The organism is Streptomyces violaceoruber (genome assembly GCF_033406955.1).
Lineage (GTDB): Bacteria > Actinomycetota > Actinomycetes > Streptomycetales > Streptomycetaceae > Streptomyces > Streptomyces violaceoruber.
Genome location: NZ_CP137734.1, coordinates 5,505,578 through 5,522,932 on the forward strand (window position 1 = coordinate 5,505,578; position 17,355 = coordinate 5,522,932).

Below are 17,355 nucleotides of genomic sequence, written 5' to 3' on the forward strand. Positions count from 1 at the left end.
GGAGCTCACTGGTCAACTCCGTGGGTCCGGCCGGGTTTCTCCCGTTCACTCCGTCGGCGGACAACGGGAAATGTGTGCGGGTCCGCGTTTCCTCCCGGGATTCCGGGGATTTTTGCGGCGTTTTTGAGATCCCGTGCGGGCCAACCGGGTGAACGCCCGCAACCAATCATCGCGCACCGGGTTGATGAGGCCGTAGGACAGTGCGTCGCTACGACGAAAGGAACGCGAAGTGCTCAAGAAGGCAATGGTCGCCGCGGCGGCTGCCGCTTCTGTGATCGGCATGTCGGCTGCCGCCGCTCCCCAGGCCCTGGCCATCGGGGACGACAACGGGCCGGCCGTGGCCAACGGCAACGGCGCCGAGTCGGCGTTCGGCAACTCGGCCACCAAGGGCGACATGAGCCCCCAGCTGTCGCTGGTCGAGGGCACGCTGAACAAGCCGTGCCTCGGTGTCGAGGACGTCAACGTCGCCGTCATCAACCTCGTGCCGATCCAGGACATCAACGTCCTGGCGGACGACCTGAACCAGCAGTGCGCGGACAACTCCACGCAGGCCAAGCGGGACGGCGCCCTGTCGCACGTCCTGGAGGACCTGTCGGTGCTGTCGGCGAACGGCGAGGGCCGCTGAGCCCAGCCCAGCCCGGTACGGGCGGCCCGCTGACTTCCGCGTGGGCCGCCCGGCCGTGAACGGGACGGGATTTCGCCGGGGAGCGGAACGACGTCGTCGCTCTCCTGGGGGAACGGCCGGACCGGATCGTGAGGCATCCGAGTGAATTTCGGGGTGTCCCACGTTCGTAAGTTTCCCCGGCCGTCAATTCCTCGTTTGCAGGCTGCAGGTCATGGTGCGAGCCGTCAATGCTGTGCTCGCGCGGTTTCGGCCGTCATTCAGGCATGACCGCAGAGAAGGGAAAGTTCATGAAGAAGAGCGCTGCTGTCGTCGCGGGCGCGATCATGGCCCTCGGCATGGCCGCCCCGGCCTTCGCCGACGCCGGCGCCGAGGGTGCCGCCGTAGGCTCCCCGGGCGTCCTGTCCGGCAACGTCATCCAGGTTCCCGTGCACGTTCCCGTCAACGTGTGCGGCAACAGCATCAACGTCGTTGGTCTGCTGAACCCGGCGTTCGGCAACAAGTGCGAGAACGACTGACGTCGTTCCGCACCGACCGGCTGCGTCATGGCCGGCCTTGGCCAACTCGTTTGGTTCGGGGCCGGCTTTTCCCCTTCTTGCAGCCCGTCCTCCCGGAGCGTTCTCCGGCCGTCTCTCATCTCTCATCTCTCCAAGCAGGAAGACAACCAGAGTGCGACAGACCCTGAGCAGGGGGATGGTCGCGGCTGCCGCCGCGACGGGCATCCTTTCCCTGTGCGGCAGCCCCGCCCTTGCCGACTCGCATGCGGACGGGGCCGCCACGAACTCGCCGGGCGCCGTGTCCGGCAACGCCCTCCAGGTCCCCGTCGACGTGCCCGTGAACGCCTGCGGCAACACCGTCGACGTGATCGCCGCCCTGAACCCGGCCTTCGGCAACGAGTGCGAGAACGCCTCGGACGAGAAGACCGACGGCCACGGCGGCGGGTACGGCGAGGACGCGTCGTCCTCGTCCTCGACTTCGGCCTCGTCGTCCGGTTCCCACGCGGACGGTGCGACCGAGGGCTCGCCCGGCGTCGGTTCCGGCAACAACGCGCAGGTCCCGGTCGACGTGCCGGTCAACCTCTGCGGCAACACCGTCGACGTGATCGCCGCGCTGAACCCGGTCTTCGGCAACAAGTGCGAGAACGACGCGGAGGAGCCCCCCGGCTACGGCGAGGAGGAACCGCCGCCCCCCACCACGCCGCCCGGCTACGGCGAGGAGGAGCCGCCGCCGCCCACCCACGAGGAGCCGCCGCCGCCCTCGGGCGAGGAGGAGCCCCCGCCGCCGTCCGAGGAGGAGCACACCCCGCCGGCTCCCCAGACGGAGCAGCCGCCCGCCCTGGCCGAGACCGGCAGCGAGGGCACCCTGGGCGCCGCGGCCGCCGGTGCCGTGCTGATCGCGGGCGGAGCGATCCTGTACCGCAGGGGCCGCGCCCTCAGCGGCCGCTGACCCCACCCGCCACCCCGACGCCCCCGGCCGGTCCGCACGGACCGCCGGGGGCGTCGTCGTCGCCTCCCCCCCTCCCCGGTGCGCGCGGCTCAGCGGCTGCGCGCCCGGTCCTCGTCGGGGCGGTCGGCGTGGTCCGCCGGTGGGGCGGAGGCCTGGCGTACGACGCGGGCGCCGGACGGGGCCGGGGCGCCGGGCCGGGCGCCGCCCCGGTGCACGCGGTCCCGCAGCCGGGCGCTCACATGGCGGCCCCACAGCGCCCACAGCGCCCGGCCCGGCGCCCGGTCGTCCCGTGCGTGCCAGGCCAGCTCCCGGCCCCCGTGCCCCTCGCGGGCCGGACGCAGCGCGCTCAGCGGCGCGTAGTTCTCCACCACGAACACCCGCCCCGGCCGCGGCGCCCCCTGCGGCAGCGGGCGGTGGGTCAGGTCCAGGTGCAGGGCCCGTACGACGTCCAGTCCGGCGGTGTCGGTGAACAGCCGGAACTGGGCGCCGGGGCGCGGGTTGAAGTCGAGCAGGTGATAGCGGCCCGTGGTGCCGCAGCGGCGGAAGTCGAGGTCGAAGACGCCCCGGTAGCCCAGCTCCGCGGTGACCCGCTCGGCGAGCGCCTGGACCTGCGGGTTCGGTGTCCAGCGGCCCACCGCCGTCAGACCGGCGCCGCGCGGCCTGGCCCGCGTCTTGCGGCCGGGACCGCCCGCCCGGACCGCGCCGAAGCGGTCGGCGTACCCGTGGAAGAACCAGTCCCGGTCGGCGCCCGGCGGCAGGAACGCCTGGAGCAGCAGCCGGCTGCCCGCCTCCTCGGCCCGCAGGTACAGCTCCCCGGCCTCCCGCGCCGAGCGCACCAGCACCGTGCTGCGCAGCCCGCCGCCCGGGGGCACCAGCCAGGGGCGGCTCCACTTCGCCACCACCGGCAGACCCAGCCGCCACGCCGCCCGCGCCGCCTCCGCCGCGCCGTCCGGCACCAGCGTCTCGGGGTGCGGGACGTCCAGCGACGCGCACACACCGGCCAGCTCCGCCTTGTCGGCCACGCGCGCGGGCAGCTCACCCGGCTGGTCGGGCAGCAGGTACCAGGGGGCCAGCTCCGTCCGCGCCCGGCCCACCGCCACGGCGCACGCGTCGTCCATCGGAATCAGCACCGCAGGCCGCGCGAGCCGCGCGGCGACGCGGCGCAGGACCGCCGCGATCTCGGCGGGCGGCGCGCCGGGCGGCGGCGGGGTGTGCAGCCCCCTCAGGTAACGGGAGGCGCGGACCGGGCTGTCCGCGCAGTCGGCGACCACGTGCACGTCCACCCCCGCGCGGCCGAGCGAGCGCACGGCACCCAGCGTTCCGTGGTGAAAGGGATTCCGGTCCATCCGCAGCACAACGGCGGGGACACGGGTGTCGAACAGCGACACGGGAGACTTCCTTCGGATCGGGAGGTGGTTCACCGGTGCGGGCGATCAACGCACTCGAAAGCCGTAACGGCGGTGGCGTGATGGCATTTCATATGACTGAGTGTCAGTAACGAGGCACAGAACGAAAGACCAAAGGAGGCCGGCATGGCCGCACGGCAGTCACGGACCCGGTCCAGGCGGCGTCCGGCGCACGCCGCGGCCGCGGCGATCGCGGCGGCGGCGTTCCTCGCCGCGGGCCCCGGTGTCGCCGTCGGCGAACCGGCCGCGCCCGACCCCACCCCCGCCTTCGGCGCGTACCTCGACTACGGTCCCCGGGGCGTGGCCCGGATGGCGGCGCTGAGCCACTGGCTGGGCGGCGCCGAACTCCGCGTCGGCCACACCTACCTGCCCGGCGACCGCTGGAGCAACATCGAGGGCGCCCCCGGCTTCCTCGACGTGTGGGCCGACTGGCGCACCCGCAAGGCCGACCGGATGCTCGTCCTCAACGTGCCCATGATGGAGCGCAACGAGGCGCACGTCGACGACGACGAGGTGCGCGACCTGCTGCGCCAGGGCGCCGCCGGACGCTTCGACCACCACTTCCGCGCCCTCGCCGAACGCCTGGTCGCCCTCAAGGTGCCGGACACGGTCCTGGTGCTCGGCTGGGAGATGAACGGCACCACCTACACCCACCGCTGCGGGCCGGACCCCGAGGCGTGGAAGACGTACTGGAACCGGATCGTCACCACCATGCGCGCGGTGCCCGGGCAGAAGTTCCGGTTCGACTTCGCGCCGAGCCGCGGCCGGGACGCCGTGCCCTGGACGCAGTGCTATCCCGGCGACGCCACCGTCGACATCATCGGCATGGACTCCTACGACCAGCCGCGCGGCATGTCCTTCGACGAACAGGTGAAGGAGCCGTACGGGCTCCAGGCGCACGTGGACTTCGCGAAGGCGCACGGCAAGCCCGTCTCCTACCCGGAATGGGGACTGTTCCGCAACGGCGACAACGCCGCCTACATGCGGCGCATGCTCGCCTGGATGGACGAGCACAAGCCCGTGTACAACACGGTCACCGACTACTGCCCGCACGGCGTGTGGCAGTGCGACGACAATCCCCGCTCCACGGCCGTCTACCGGTCCGTGCTCTTCGGCCGCGTCGACGAGCCCGAGCCGACGGCCCCGACACCCACAGAGCCCACCACACCCACCGCGCCGCCCGTGCCCCCGGTGCCGTCCACCGTGCCCGAGCCCCCGGCCGGCTGCTCGCCGCTGGAACTGGGCGACTGGGTCGAGTACTGGCTCGGCGGGAAGCTGTGCATGCGCCTGGACTGGTACGCGCGGGACAAGTAGCGGCGTGCGCAGGGTGCCGCGGTGGCGGCCGGCCCGGTCAGGTGCCGCCACCGGCGCTCCCCTTCCGCTCCGCCCGCCGCCGCAGCAGCTCCTTGCCCCGCCGTCGTGCGGCGGCGTCGGCCACGGTCGCCGCCAGCAGCGGCGCCGTGCGGCGGCGGGCCAGCAGCAGCCGCTGGTTCGGCACCGGCTCCGGACGCCAGTGGTGCTTGTACGGCTCGTTGCCGCGCAGCAGGCTGAGCGCGCCGCGCCCCGGGGCACGGGCGTACTCGGCGCACGTGTCCAGCAGCATCACCGCCACGTCCGCCTTCCGCTCCCGCAACCGGGGATGCGCGCCGTACAGGTAGCCCCCGGCCAGCCGGTGGGCCAGCAGCGTCACGTCCACGGCCACCACCTCGTCGGCCATCCGGAACTCGGTGACCACCGCGTCCCCGGACCGCACCATCGGCCCCACCGCCCGCACCAGGTGCTCGCGGAAGCGGGTCCGCAGGTGCTCGCCGGTCACCTTCCGGCCCCGCCACTGCAACCGGTGCAGGTCGAGGAGCCGGCGCAGCGCCGCCTCCGTCTCGTCGGGCAGCACGGGACGGCCCTTGACGCCGAGCGCGTCCAGCCGGCGCAGCTGGGCGCGGACCCGCTGCCTGGCCTTGGCCGAGGGCAGCCGGGCGACCAGCTCGTCCATGGGGAGGGCGGGCAGCTCCAGGCAGAGCGAGTCCGCGAGCCGGTGCCGGGGCCCGTGCCAGTGTGCGTAGAGCCGTTCGGCGGCGGCGCCCGGCCGTACCTCGCGCAGGTCGATCAGCGCGGTGCTGGCCACCGCCGCGAGGCCCGCGGCGAGCGCGGCCACCGCGTCCGGGCCGCGCTCGTCGTCCAGCAGGACGTCCCCGTAGTCCGAGATCGCCCCGCCCAGCGGCACCAGCGCCGGGACCGGGCGCCGTACGAGCGTCAGCGGCGCCGCGCCGACCAGTTCGCCGCCCTCGCGGGCCAGCACCAGTCGCAGCCGCCCGGCCGAACCGTACGAACGCCACCAGGAGAGCAGCCAGGCGTGGCTCTGGAACGGGGTCGCGGCGGCGCACCGGCCGTACAGCCGCCGCCACTGCGGGGCCAGCTCGGCGAAGGCGCCCTCGTCGGTGACCAGTTCGACGGTGTGACCGGGCGGGAGCGTGCCCGGTCGCGGCGGCCTGCGGTGCCTCACAGCTGCCCGCGGACGTCGGCCGCCGGTGCCGGTCCGGGTACGGGCGCCGCCGCGCGGCCGGGCTCCCGCGCGGCGCGGCGCGGCCGGACCAGCAGGGCCAGCCCGCCGAGGAGCCCGCCCGCGCTCGCGCCCACCAGGCCCGTCACGGCGGTGGACGCCGAGGACGGCTCGGTGGGCTCGGTGGCCCGGGCGAACTGCCGCAGCTCCACGTGGGTGTCGTCGGCGGAGTCCGCCGCGTGCCGGGTCAGGGCGCGGGCGACGGCGTTGGCCATGTCGGCGGCCTCCTCCGGGTCGGCGGAGGTGGCCGTCACCGAGACCATCGGCGCGTCCGGCGAGGTCGCGGTGCGCACGCTCCGCTCCAGGGTCGCCACCGGCACGTGGGCCCACATCTGGGCGTCCCCGAGCACCGCGAGCTGCGTGGCGACCCGGCCGTAGGCCTGCGCGAAGCCCAGCGCGGACGCCGGGTCGGACTGGTCGGCGGGGACGGCGACGACGTAACCGGTCGCCGTGTACTGCGGGGTGGTGAGCAGGCCGTACCCGGCGCCGAGCAGCCCGCCGGCGAGGACGCCGGCCGCGAGCGGGGACCACGGCGGCAGGGAGCGCAGACGGCGCGGGACCCGGCGCAGGACGGCCCGGACGCGGCGCGGGCGCGCGGGGGGTGCGGGCCCGTCGTCCGTCGCGGGTGCGGCCGGGGACTGGGTGAGGGGCTCGGTCATGCGGGGGTGACTCCCTGGGATGCCGGGGACGGTGACGGTGACGGGGGCGGGGGCGGGGGCGGGGGCGCGGGCGGGGTGAGCGGTCGGGTGAGCGCGGTCGCGTACACGTCCATCAGCCGGGCCGCGCTGCGGGTGACGCAGTAGTGGCGGGCCGCCTCGGGCGCGGTGCGCATGCCGGGGACCGGGCCGTGGGACGCGCGGGTCTCGGCGAGGGCGCGCGCGAACTCCGCGGCACCACCGGTGACCCGTCGTGCCGTGGGCGCCGCCTCGGGGGGCAGGTCCTCGATCGCCGGGCAGGAGGCGTACAGCACCGGCAGCCCCGACGCGAGCCCCTCCACGGCGGCCAGGCCGAAGGCCTCCTCCGGCGACGGCGACGCGAGGACGTCCATCGCGGCGGCGAGGGCGGGCAGGTCGGGGCCGGGGGAGCCGTCGGGGAGGCAGGGGCGTTCGCCGGTGAGCAGGACCCGGTCGGCGACCCCGGCCTCGCGGGCGGTGCGGCGCAGCAGGTGCTCCTCGGGACCGCCGCCGACCAGCAGCAGCCAGCAGTCGGGCGGAAGCAGGGCCAGGGCGCGGACCAGGACGTCGAAGCGTTTGGCCGCCGCCAGCCGGCCGACGCCGCCGACGACGTACGCGCCCTCGGGCAGGCCGAGGCGCCGCCGGGTGCGCAGCCGCCGGACCGGGTCGAAGCGGAAGCGGGCCAGGTCGATGCCGTTGGGCACCACCTCGATGCGGGGCGCGGGCACGCCCCAGCGCTGCAGCCGGTCGGCGACGGTGGGGGAGACGGCGACCGTGGCGCTGCCCAGGCGCTCCCCGGCCAGGTACAGGGCGCGGACGCCCGGGGTGAGCGGGCGGCCCTCCATCTGGGAGTCGCCCAGGGAGTGTTCGGTGGCGACCACCGCGCGCACCCCGGCCAGCCGGGCGGCGATCCGGCCGTAGAGGCAGGCGCGGTAGAGGTGGGTGTGCACCAGGTCGTAGCCGCCGGTGCGGATCAGGCGGGCCAGGCGGGGCAGCGCGGCCAGGTCGCGGTTGCCGGTCATGCCGAGGTGGACGACGTGCACGCCGTCGGCCAGCAGTCCCTCGGCGACCGGGCCGGGGTTGGTGAGCGTCACCACGTCGCAGTCGACGGGCAGGTGACGCAGGAGCAGCCGCAACTGCTGCTCGGCGCCGCCGACGCCGAGCCCCGTGATGATGTGCAGGGCCTTCACGTCCGTCACCTCACACCCCCGCCGCGGCCCGGCGGCGCAGGCGGTGCAGCCGGGTCTTCAGCAACAGCCGTACGGGTGTGTCGTTCTGGCCCACGTGCACGCGCGGCAGGGCGTACGGGCCGGTCAGCGGGCCGGGGTCGATGGCGCAGGCGTAGGTGTACCCGGCGGCGCGCACGGCGTCGGCTGCGCGGGCGTCGACCGTGCCGTACGGATAGCAGAAGCCGGTGACCGGAGCACCGGCCAGCTCCGAGAGCAGCGCCCGGCTTTCGGCGGTCTCGGCGGTCAGCGTGGTGTCGTCCGCCGTGGTCAGGTCGACGTGGGTGAGGCCGTGCGAGCCGATCTCGACGCCCTCGGCGGCGGCCCGCCGGATGCCGTCGGCGGTCAGCAGCGGCTTGCGCGGGCCCAGCGGGTCCCAGGAGTTGACGCCGCCGAGCCGCCCCGGCAGCACGAAGAGGGTCGCCCCGCAGCCGTGGCGCCGCAGGCACGGCAGCGCGTGCTCGACGAAGTCGGCGTACCCGTCGTCGAAGGTCAGCCCCACCAGGTCCCCGCCGCCGCCCCGGGCGCGGGCGGCCAGCAGCTCGCCGACCGGCACACCGCGCAGCCCGCGCCGCCGCAGCCAGCCCAGCTGGGCGTCCAGCCGGTCGGGCGTGACCGTGATGCGGTACGGGTCGTCCGAGCGGTCGCCGACGGAGTGGTACATCGCGATCCAGGGGACGGGGGCCGGGCCGGGGCCGGGGCGGGCGTCAGCGGTCGTGGTCGTGGAAGGGGAACCGGAAGCGGAAACGGCCATGGGGGAGCCTTCGTGTGACGGGGTGGAGGAAACGGACGGGGAGAAGGCCCCGGACGCCCAGGGCCAGACCGAGGGCGACGAAGACGCCGCCGACGGTCGCGGCGCCCACGGCCAGCGAGAGGGCGGCACCGCCGTCGGCGACCCGGTCCGCCGCCAGCGCGCCCGCGCCGGTGGCCACGGCCGCCGCCAGCAAGGGCCGGCCCAGGTCGCCCAGGACCCGCCGGACCCGCACCGGCACGCTGCGCGGGCCCGTCCCGGCGAGCAGCAGGGCGGCGGTGACGGTGATGCCGGCGGCGTTGGCGGCGGCGATGCCGGTCACGCCCCACGGGCCGACCGCGGCGGCACCGACGGCCGCGGTGGCGGTGACTCCGACAGCCATCGCGCCGAACGGGTACCAGGAGGCGCGGCCCGCGGAGAAGTACGACCGGGCCAGCGCGCCCACCACGGTCTGGCCGAGCAGCCCGAGGGCGTACACGCGCATGACGCCCGCGGTCGCCGCCGTGTCCGCCGCCGTGAACGCGCCGCGCTGGAAGAGCAGTCGGACGATCTGCGGCGCACAGGCCACGACGGTGGCCGCGCCGAGGAGCACCAGAGCGGCCGCCAGCGCCACGTCCCGCTCGACCCGGTCGCGGGCCCGTTCCGTGTCGCCGTCGGCCAGCGCGCGGGCGACCACCGGGAAGGTGACCGTGCACAGCATCAGCGACAGCGTCATCGGGATCTGGGCGACCTTCTGCGCGTAGTTCAGGTGCGAGATGGCGCCGGAGGGGAGCCCCGAGGCGAGGAAGCGCTCGATGAGCACCTGGGACTGGCGGCACAGGGCGAACAGCAGGACGGTGGCGAACAGGGCGAGGGCGAGGGGACGCGCGTCGCCGTCCCCGGTGCCCGGCGGGCGCCCGCCACCGTCCCGGCGGCGCAGTTGCCCGAGCAGCGACGGCAGTTGCGCCACCACCATCAGGACACCGCCCACCGCGACCCCGACCGCCGCCGAGCGCACCCCCCACCGCCCGCCCAGCACGAACATCGCCGTGATGATGCCGGTGTTGTAGGCGACGTAGATCGCCGCCGGTGCCAGGAACCGGCGGTGCGCCCGCAGCGCGGCGCTGCAGTACCCGGCGAGCCCGAAGCTGACGACGCAGGTGGCGGTGAGCCGGGTGCAGTCCACCGCGAGAGCCTGGTCGGGCAGCCCCGGTGCCAGGGCCCTGACCAGCACCGGAGCCGCCGCGGCGACCAGCGCACCGACGGCGGCGAAGGCCAGGAGCAGCCGGGGCAGCGTCGAGGCGACCAGCGCGCGGACCTGGTCGCCCGGGGCGCCCCGGGCGCGGCGGGCCAGCGCCAGGCTGAACATCGGGACCAGGGCGAAGGCCAGTCCGTCCTCGATCAGCAGCGTCGCCGCGAACTCCGGCACCGTCCACGCCACCAGGAAGGCGTCCGTCTCGCCGCCGGCCCCGAACAACCGGGCCAGCGCCTGGTCCCGGACCAGCCCGAGCACCGACCCGGCCACCGAGAGCACGGCCGTCACGAGGGCGGCGCGGGCGAGGAATCCCCCTGAGGACCGCCTCTCCTCGGCGGCGGCCGCGGTGTCGGGGCCCGGTGCGGTGACAGGGGTGGCGGTGCCTGTGCCTGTGCCTGTGCCTGTGCTGGTGGCGGTGCCGGCGGCGGCGGTCCGCGTGCCGGTCGAGGGCGGGGCGGTCCGGGCGACCGCCGGTGGCGTACCGGTCCGGGCGCCGAGGCGCGGTGAGTGGTCCACGGCGGCTGTGGCGGCGATGCCGACGGTGCCCGAGGTACCGGCTGCGCCCGCGGTGCCCGCCTCCGGCACGGAGGCGCGGGCCGGTGGGACGGCGTCCTCGGCCGTACCGTCCGCGCCGCCCGTCCGCGCCGCCCCGCGCGTCGTCACCGCTCCGCCACCTCCTGGGCCCTCAAGCCGAGCGCCCACCAGGCCGCCAGCCCGAAGCAGACCGCCGTCAGCACGGTCGACGGTCCGCCGATGTCGGCGTACGCGAAGTCGGTCAGCTGCCACACCAGCAGCCCGCAGGCGACGAACGCGCAGTCCGGCACCGCCCCGTGTGCCCGGCGTGCGGCGCGCAGCCGGCGCAGGCCCAGCACGAGCAGCGCCAGCCAGCTCCCGGCGAGCGCCAGCAGCCCGATCAGCCCCTGCTCGGCCAGCACCAGCAGATACATGTTGTGCGGGGAGAGCAGCGGCTGCCTGCGGTACCCGGCGCCCGCGCCGTCCGTCTCGCTGCCCGAGGACAGCGCCAGCGAGGCGTGCGCGTCCCGGTGTTCGGGAAAGCCCTTCAGCCCCACGCCGGTCAGCGGCCGCTCCCGCCACATGCCGGCCGCCGCCGCCCACATCGTGTACCGGTCGGTCACCGACTGGTCGGGGGCGTCCGCGACCTGCGTGATGGAGCCGACCCGTTCCTGGAGCATCGCCGTACCGACCCCGAAGCCGCCCACCAGCACCACCGCCGCCGCGACCGCGGCCGCCCCCACGGCCAGCGCCCTGCGCACCCCGGCGAGGAGCAGCTGCACCGCGCAGGTCACCGCCGTCGCGATCCACGCCCCGCGACTGAACGACAGGGCGAGCGGCAGCAGCAGGACGAGCGCGCACCCGGCGGCGAACAGCCGTTGCCGCACCGGCGTCCGGCCCAGCGCCAGCCCCACCGCGCAGACCAGCCCCAGGGAGACCACGGTCGCCATCCCCATCACGTCCTGCGGCCCGAAGGTGCCCACCGCCCGGATCCGCTCGCCCTGGTAGGACGCGCCGGTCCCGGTCACGTACTGGTGCACCCCGACCGCCCCCTGCCACAGGGCCAGCCCCGCCATCGACCAGGCCAGCAGCCGTACGTCGGCCCGGTCACGGACGAGCAGCAGGACGGCGGCCGGGACCAGGACGAAGACCTGGAGGTAGCGGCCGAGGCCCGCGAGGCCGGCCCCCGGCGACACGGCGCCCGCCGCGGCGACCGCGAGGCCGAGCACGGGCAGCCCGAGCACCACGGCCGCCGTACGGGACAGGGGGCGCCGCCGGTCCCGTACCAGCCGCAGCGCGCAGTACAGCACCGCCAGCGCGGAGACCGCGTCGGCCGGGTGTGCGCCGCCCCCGCCGCCCGGGGCGAGCGGCAGCGCGAGCAGCGCGACGACCGCGACGACGGCCAGCACGGGCGGCAGTCGCCGTACGCGCGCCGTCGGCGGGAGGGGCAGGGCGTGGGCCACCTGGGTCAGCTCCCCGTGGGACGCACGAGCGCGGCCGCCGTGCGCAGCAGGATGCAGACGTCCCGCCACAGCGACCAGTCGTCGATGTAGGCGTTGTCGAAGCGGGCCCGGTCCTCGATGGAGGTGTCGCCGCGCAGCCCGTTGATCTGGGCCAGGCCCGTGATCCCGGCCGGCACCCGGTGGCGGGCCGCGTAGCCGGGGTGGGTCTGGCTGAACCGGGCAACGAAGTACGGGCGTTCGGGACGCGGGCCGACCAGGCTCATGTCGCCCCGGAAGACGTTCCACAGCTGGAGCAGCTCGTCCAGCGAAGTGCGCCGCAGGAAGCGGCAGAACCACGGCATCCGGCGTTCGTCCGCCACGCTCCACCGGGTCGCCGACTCGTGCTCGTCGGCCGGGCGGTGGGTGCGGAACTTCAGCAGCGTGAACGGCCTGCCGCCCTCCCCGACCCGCTCCTGCCGGAACAGCACCCCGGGACCGCCCACCACCCGCAGCACCGCCGCGCAGGCCAGCAGCAGGGGGCTCAGCAGCAGCAACAGCAGCCCCGACACCGTCACGTCGAGGACCCGCTTGCCCGCGCCGCCGGGGCGCCGGGCCGCCGGTTCCAGGCGCCGGCAGGGGAACCCGGCGATCCGGTCCCCGGCCGGGCGGGCCGGGGCGTCGGCGTGTTCGGGCGCCTCGGCGTCCAGCTCCCACACCGTGCACCCCGACTCGGCCAGCGTCCGCAGCAGCGCCGCCTGCCGGGGCCGTGCGGAGGGGTTCACCGGGGAACCGGCGACCAGGACGTCCCGTACGCCGTTCTGTACGACCGCCCGCCGCACCTCCTCGTCCGTGGACAGCACCGGCAGGCCCGTGCCGCCGCCCGGGCCGCCGGTGACGATGCCGACCGGGCGCAGCCCGCAGCGCGGGTGGCGCAGCAGCGCCGAGGCCACGCGCTGCGCCGTCGCGGCGGGACCGACGACCAGGGCGGCGCGGGGGCGGTTCAGGAGCGCCGCGCGGTGTCTGCGGTGCACCGCGCCCCGGCCGGCGCAGCCCGTCACCGCGTGCAGCAGGAAACCGGCGCACAGGATGCGCGCGGACAGCGCGTGCGCGGGGGCGTACGCCGCGAGGAGCGCCGCGAGCACCAGCCACACCACCGCGATCCGGCCGCACAGGGCGGGCAGGTCGTCCAGCGCGCCGGAGGTCCGCCGGGCCGGGCGCGGGCTCAGCAGGAGCGAGGCGGCGACCAGCAGGGCGGTGAGCAGAGGTTGGTGCGGGGTGCCGGTGAGGACCAGCGAGCCCGGCAGGGCCGCCGTGCCGTCCGCGACGAGCAGCGCCGGCCGGAAGTCCCGCCGAGGTGCGGGACGCCGGTCGGGCAGCCGCGGGCCCGCGGTGCCGTCGCGCGGCGGCAGCACCGAGACGGGGGAGGAGCCGAGGTCGCGCGACCGGCCGGCGGGGGAGGGGACGGTGCTTTCCGCGCTCACGGGTAGGTGGACTCCCTGCACTCGATGGGCACGACGGCCGGCCGCCGCACGTCCGCGGGCCTGTCGCCGATGTCGCCGATGTCGCCGATGTCGCCGAAGCGGTCGCCGTCGCCGGTGTGCGCCGGGGGTGGGGGACGTAGGCCGTCCAGGACGTCGCCGTACAAGAGATCGCCGTACAGGGCCGCCACCGCGGCGGCCGTGTGCCGTACGTCGTGCGCGGACCGCACGTGCGCCCGCCCCCGGCGGCCGAGCGACGCCCGCAGCGGCGCGTCGAGCAGCAGTGCGGCGGCGGCGTCGGCCAGCGCCGCCGGGTCCTCGGGCGGCACCACACAGTGCGGTACGAGAGCGGGCGGCAGGCCCTCGCGGGCACCGTCCACGTCGGTCACCACCACGGGCCGCCCGCAGGCCATCGCCTCCAGCGGGGCCAGTGCCATGCCCTCCCAGCGCGACGGCAGGACGACCAGGTCGGCGGCCCGGTACCAAGGGGCCGCATCGGCGACGGTCCCGGTGAACAGCACGGACGCCGGGGCCCGCGCGGTCAGCCGGGCGCGGTCCGGGCCGTCGCCCACGAGGACCAGCCGGGCGCCCGGCACCCGGGCGAGCACGGACTCCCAGGCGCTCAGCAGGACGTCCTGGCCCTTCTGCCGGCACAGCCGGCCCACGCAGACCACCAGCGGCGCGTGGGGGCCGACGCCGTGGAGCCGCCGCACACCGGCCGCGTCGTCGGAGGTGTCGGCGGGGGCCTCGCCGGGGGCGTCGGCGGACGGGCCGGCGAGGTCGATGCCGTTCGGGATCACCGTCCAGGGCCCGCGCAGCCCGGCCCGGGTCCCCCGCAGCCGTTCCGCGTCGCTCACGCACACCGTCCGCGCCGTCCAGCGCGCCGCCCACCGCTCCCAGCCGAGCGCGAGGAGCGCGGCGGCCCCGCCGACCGCCTCGAACGACCAGGCGTGCGGCTGGAACACGGTCGGGATCCGGCCCCGCACGGCGAGCCGTCCGGCCAGACCGGCCTTGGCGCTGTGCGCGTGCACCAGATCGGGCCGTACGTCCTCGACCACGCGCACGAGCCGCCGTACCTCCTCCACCAGCGCCGGGCCGGGCGAGCGGGTCGACGGCCAGTGCCGCACATCGGCGCCCAGCGCACGCAGCCGGTCGGCGAGACCCCCGGCGGGGCAGGCGACCGCGACGCGCAGTCCGGCGGCGAGCTGAGCCCGCGTCAGGTCCGCCACCACCCGGGCGACCCCGCCGTCCACCGGTTGGGTGAGGTGCAGAACCCGTGGCCGTAAGCCGGTCGGTGGCAGGTGCATGCGCGTTTCCTCGCCATACGGGTGCGTCGAACGGGTGGGTCGAACGGGTGCGTCGAACGGGTGCGTCGAATGGTGTGGGACTCTAGCTGCTATCCGTACTAATACGGCGAAATCGGGTAAGTGTGTTGGATTTGTGAACGCCGGTATTTCGCCAGATCACCCCTTTGGCGGCACAACTCGCGCCCGTGCCACGCGTTGACACTGCGCCGGGCAGCCGCCCGGATGTGTGTACAACCCCAAGGAGCACTTCTCCATGTCGCGTATCGCGAAGGGCCTGGCCCTGACCTCCGTCGCCGCCGCCGCGGTGGCGGGCACCGCCGGTGTCGCCGCCGCCGACAGCGGCGCGCAGGCCGCCGCCGCCCACTCCCCGGGCGTCCTGTCCGGCAACGTGGTGCAGGTCCCGGTCCACATCCCGGTCAACGTCTGTGGCAACACCATCGACGTCATCGGCCTGCTGAACCCGGCGTTCGGCAACGAGTGCGAGAACGACTGACGTCGGCTCACCACTTGCCGCACCGGCCGTCCGTACCGCGGTTCCTCCGCGAGCGGGCGGCCGGTTCGCGTTGCCGTCCGGACGGCGGTGTGCTGCCCCGAATGGGGGGACCGGGCCGCGACACGGCGCACGGACCTTGACAGGGCGTCTCACCAGGTAAGACGCGGCCCCTGGGAGGGGCGGGCGGGCGCCTCGGGCCGCCGCCTGCGTTGCAGAGCGCCGAGGCCGCTTCCACGGTGGGCACAACATCCGACGCACCACCGAAAGGAACCCCCATGCGTCTGCCCGCACGGCGAATCGCCACCTCCGCTCTCTGCGCCGGCCTGCTGATCGGTATCTCCGGTCCGGCGGTGATGGCGGCCGACGGCGACTCGGTCCGGGAACGCACCCACGCGGCGTCCCGCGCACCCCTCCCCGACGCCGAGGAACTGCAGAGCCAGGTCGACAGCCTGGCCGGCATGGGCGACGTGCTCACGCCCGTCACCGACCTGCTCGGCGCCGTCCTCAAGGCCGACAACGGCCAGCTCTCCGCCACGGACGCCGACAAGCTCTCCGCCGCCGTCAAGGACGCCCTCGCCAAGGCGGACGCGGCGGACACGGACGCCGACGACGCGGCGACCACCCCCGGCACGACCACTCCGGCCCAGCCGCCGGCCGTGACCGCGCCGGAGGCCGGGACCGACACCCCGGTCACGCTCCCCGCGCCCGTCACGGCGCAGAGCGACGACGGCACGGCGGCGGCGTCCGACCTGACCGCGGCCGCGAACGCCGCGCTGCAGAAGCAGATCGACGCCCTGGTCAAGGCCACCACCTCCGGTACCGCCGAGCAGGTGACCCCGGCCGTCAAGGACCTGATGACCGGCATCGTCAACGTCGTCGCCGCCACCATGGTCGGCAACGAGCTGCCCGCCGCGGACCTGGCCGGCCTGCCCGGCGTACCGACCGCGCCGGAGGCCACGACGCCGGAGGCGGCCACTCCGGAGGCCGCCGCACCGGCGAACCCCTCCTGACGCCCCCCACGGCGTTCCGGGCCGTCGCGCCTCCCCCTTTCGGAGGTGCGGCGGCCCTTTCCGTGCCCGGAGATCTCATATGTCTTCCGGACGGCGGAGTTTCCGGGCCCGGCGCAGGTCGTTAGGGAGGGCGTCAGCACACCTCCGGTGACACGGGTCGCCGAAGAAAGGAACACCATGAAGTCCCTCAAGGCCGCCGCCGTCGTCGCCGGTTCCCTGGTCGCCGCCGGCTCCGCCGTGCCCGCGTTCGCCTACGACGCCTCCGACGCCGCCGCGCTCACGCCCACCAGCCTCAACGGCGCCGTGAACGCGCTGACCGCGGAGCCCATCGACGTCATGCCGATCAAGCACCAGTCGGAAGCGCGGTCGGACGCGCTGGACACCGAGAACAAGGACTCCGTGCTGCACACCGTGAAGGGCGCCACCACGAAGCTGAACTCCGCGAAGGGCCTGCTGGGCGGCCTTCCGCTGGGCGGCTGAACCGCCCCGCTCCCGCTCCCCGTCCTGCTTCCGCCTTCCGGAGCCGTACCTCCCGCCTTCCCGAAGCCGAACCCCCCCGCCTTCTCGAAAGGGACCGTGCCTGTCATGAAGCCGACCACCAGACGAACCCTGGCCGCCGTGGTCACCGGTGTGGCCGCCGCCGTCGGCGTAGCCGCGACCCCCGCCGCCGCGGCCCGCGCGGTTCCCGTGCCGGTGCCGCTGGGCGGCGCGGAGGCGGCCCTCGGCATGGAGCTGCCCGAGGTGGCCGGCGAGCTGCCCGTGCCGACGGCGGGCGCGCCGGAGGGCCCGCGGTACGTCGAGGGCCGGCTGCTGCCGGAGCGGACGCTGCCGCAACTGCCGGTGCGCGCCGGGCTGCCCGGCGTCGACGTGCGCCAGCCGCTGCCGCACGTCCTCGGCGACGACTTCGACCACGCCGGTGTCGACGCCCCCGCCGCCGGGCTGCGCACCCTGGCGCCGGGACTGTCCCTGGACGCCCCGCTCACCGCGCCGAACCCCGAGGCTCTCGGCCTGCCGTCGCCCAAGCTTCCCGAGGTCGGCGTGCTCGCCCCGGTGGTCCAGACGGTTCCGGTGGCCGACCTGGGCGTCGGACCGGGCCTGTAACCCTCCGGCGACCTCGCTCCCCGGCGCGGTCGTGCTCCGAGTGGCCCTGCGGGCGGTGACCGCGGGGCCCGCCGTTCGGTTAGCGGTGCGGACCA

Annotated in this window: 17 protein-coding genes; 8 read left to right on the forward strand and 9 right to left on the reverse strand. The window is 75.8% G+C overall.

The features are described 5' to 3' along the window. Positions 1-229 precede the first annotated feature (229 nt). The 3 genes from rdlA to chpA all read left to right on the forward strand — a co-directional run bounded on the left by rdlA (position 230) and on the right by chpA (position 2,068). The gene (rdlA, locus tag R2E43_RS24620) at positions 230-625 is read left to right on the forward strand and encodes a rodlin RdlA (protein WP_003976082.1); all 396 of its coding nucleotides are present in this window, start codon (positions 230-232) and stop codon (positions 623-625) included. A 287-nt stretch (positions 626-912) separates the two neighbouring features. After that, entirely contained in the window at positions 913-1,140 is a 228-nt protein-coding gene (gene chpD, locus R2E43_RS24625; protein WP_011028536.1) for a chaplin ChpD, read from the forward strand. 151 nt (positions 1,141-1,291) lie between these two features. Next, positions 1,292-2,068, forward strand: a complete 777-nt coding sequence (gene chpA, locus R2E43_RS24630; protein WP_258876699.1) for an LAXTG-anchored chaplin ChpA — start codon at positions 1,292-1,294, stop codon at positions 2,066-2,068. Positions 2,069-2,157: 89 nt separating this feature from the next. Here the strand turns inward: chpA and R2E43_RS24635 are convergent, their stop codons facing one another. After that, positions 2,158-3,456 carry a carboxylate--amine ligase gene (locus R2E43_RS24635; protein ID WP_093456177.1) on the reverse strand — a complete coding sequence of 433 codons (1,299 nt, stop codon included), beginning with the start codon at positions 3,454-3,456 and terminating at the stop codon, positions 2,158-2,160. Between the two features lie 144 nt (positions 3,457-3,600). On the opposite strand from R2E43_RS24635, the gene R2E43_RS24640 reads away from it, so the two are divergent. Further along, on the forward strand, positions 3,601-4,788 hold the full coding sequence (locus R2E43_RS24640; RefSeq protein WP_319121446.1) for a glycoside hydrolase family 26 protein: 1,188 nt from the start codon (positions 3,601-3,603) through the stop codon (positions 4,786-4,788). Positions 4,789-4,825: 37 nt separating this feature from the next. On the opposite strand, the gene R2E43_RS24645 is transcribed toward R2E43_RS24640, so the two are convergent. The 8 genes from R2E43_RS24645 to R2E43_RS24680 all read right to left on the reverse strand — a co-directional run bounded on the left by R2E43_RS24645 (position 4,826) and on the right by R2E43_RS24680 (position 14,656). Beyond that, positions 4,826-5,974 (reverse strand): GNAT family N-acetyltransferase, encoded by a 1,149-nt coding sequence (locus R2E43_RS24645; protein ID WP_030866251.1) that lies wholly within the window; start codon positions 5,972-5,974, stop codon positions 4,826-4,828. Next, positions 5,971-6,690 carry a YveK family protein gene (locus tag R2E43_RS24650; RefSeq protein WP_011028532.1) on the reverse strand — a complete coding sequence of 240 codons (720 nt, stop codon included), beginning with the start codon at positions 6,688-6,690 and terminating at the stop codon, positions 5,971-5,973. The genes R2E43_RS24645 and R2E43_RS24650 overlap by 4 nt, the downstream gene beginning before the upstream one ends. Further along, positions 6,687-7,895, reverse strand: a complete 1,209-nt coding sequence (locus tag R2E43_RS24655) for a glycosyltransferase (protein ID WP_332057131.1) — start codon at positions 7,893-7,895, stop codon at positions 6,687-6,689. Before R2E43_RS24655 ends, R2E43_RS24650 begins: the two co-directional genes overlap by 4 nt. 10 nt (positions 7,896-7,905) lie before the next feature. Then, the gene (locus tag R2E43_RS24660; RefSeq protein ID WP_003976090.1) at positions 7,906-8,595 is read right to left on the reverse strand and encodes a polysaccharide deacetylase family protein; all 690 of its coding nucleotides are present in this window, start codon (positions 8,593-8,595) and stop codon (positions 7,906-7,908) included. A 43-nt stretch (positions 8,596-8,638) separates the two neighbouring features. Further along, the gene (gene murJ, locus R2E43_RS24665) at positions 8,639-10,432 is read right to left on the reverse strand and encodes a murein biosynthesis integral membrane protein MurJ (protein WP_405192658.1); all 1,794 of its coding nucleotides are present in this window, start codon (positions 10,430-10,432) and stop codon (positions 8,639-8,641) included. Positions 10,433-10,575: 143 nt separating this feature from the next. Then, positions 10,576-11,892 (reverse strand): O-antigen ligase family protein, encoded by a 1,317-nt coding sequence (locus R2E43_RS24670; RefSeq protein WP_011028529.1) that lies wholly within the window; start codon positions 11,890-11,892, stop codon positions 10,576-10,578. 5 nt (positions 11,893-11,897) lie between these two features. Further along, the gene (locus R2E43_RS24675; RefSeq protein ID WP_319706851.1) at positions 11,898-13,352 is read right to left on the reverse strand and encodes an exopolysaccharide biosynthesis polyprenyl glycosylphosphotransferase; all 1,455 of its coding nucleotides are present in this window, start codon (positions 13,350-13,352) and stop codon (positions 11,898-11,900) included. Further along, positions 13,349-14,656 (reverse strand): glycosyltransferase, encoded by a 1,308-nt coding sequence (locus R2E43_RS24680; RefSeq protein WP_332056567.1) that lies wholly within the window; start codon positions 14,654-14,656, stop codon positions 13,349-13,351. Before R2E43_RS24680 ends, R2E43_RS24675 begins: the two co-directional genes overlap by 4 nt. A gap of 253 nt (positions 14,657-14,909) precedes the next feature. On the opposite strand from R2E43_RS24680, the gene chpG reads away from it, so the two are divergent. The 4 genes from chpG (at position 14,910) to R2E43_RS24700 (ending at position 17,260) form a co-directional block, all read left to right on the forward strand. Next, positions 14,910-15,149, forward strand: a complete 240-nt coding sequence (chpG, locus tag R2E43_RS24685; RefSeq protein WP_007449696.1) for a chaplin ChpG — start codon at positions 14,910-14,912, stop codon at positions 15,147-15,149. A 275-nt stretch (positions 15,150-15,424) separates the two neighbouring features. Next, on the forward strand, positions 15,425-16,159 hold the full coding sequence (locus tag R2E43_RS24690; protein WP_332056568.1) for a hypothetical protein: 735 nt from the start codon (positions 15,425-15,427) through the stop codon (positions 16,157-16,159). A gap of 177 nt (positions 16,160-16,336) precedes the next feature. Continuing rightward, on the forward strand, positions 16,337-16,639 hold the full coding sequence (locus R2E43_RS24695; RefSeq protein ID WP_003976097.1) for a hypothetical protein: 303 nt from the start codon (positions 16,337-16,339) through the stop codon (positions 16,637-16,639). Positions 16,640-16,744: 105 nt separating this feature from the next. Beyond that, the gene (locus R2E43_RS24700) at positions 16,745-17,260 is read left to right on the forward strand and encodes a hypothetical protein (protein WP_003976098.1); all 516 of its coding nucleotides are present in this window, start codon (positions 16,745-16,747) and stop codon (positions 17,258-17,260) included. Positions 17,261-17,355: the final 95 nt, after the last annotated feature.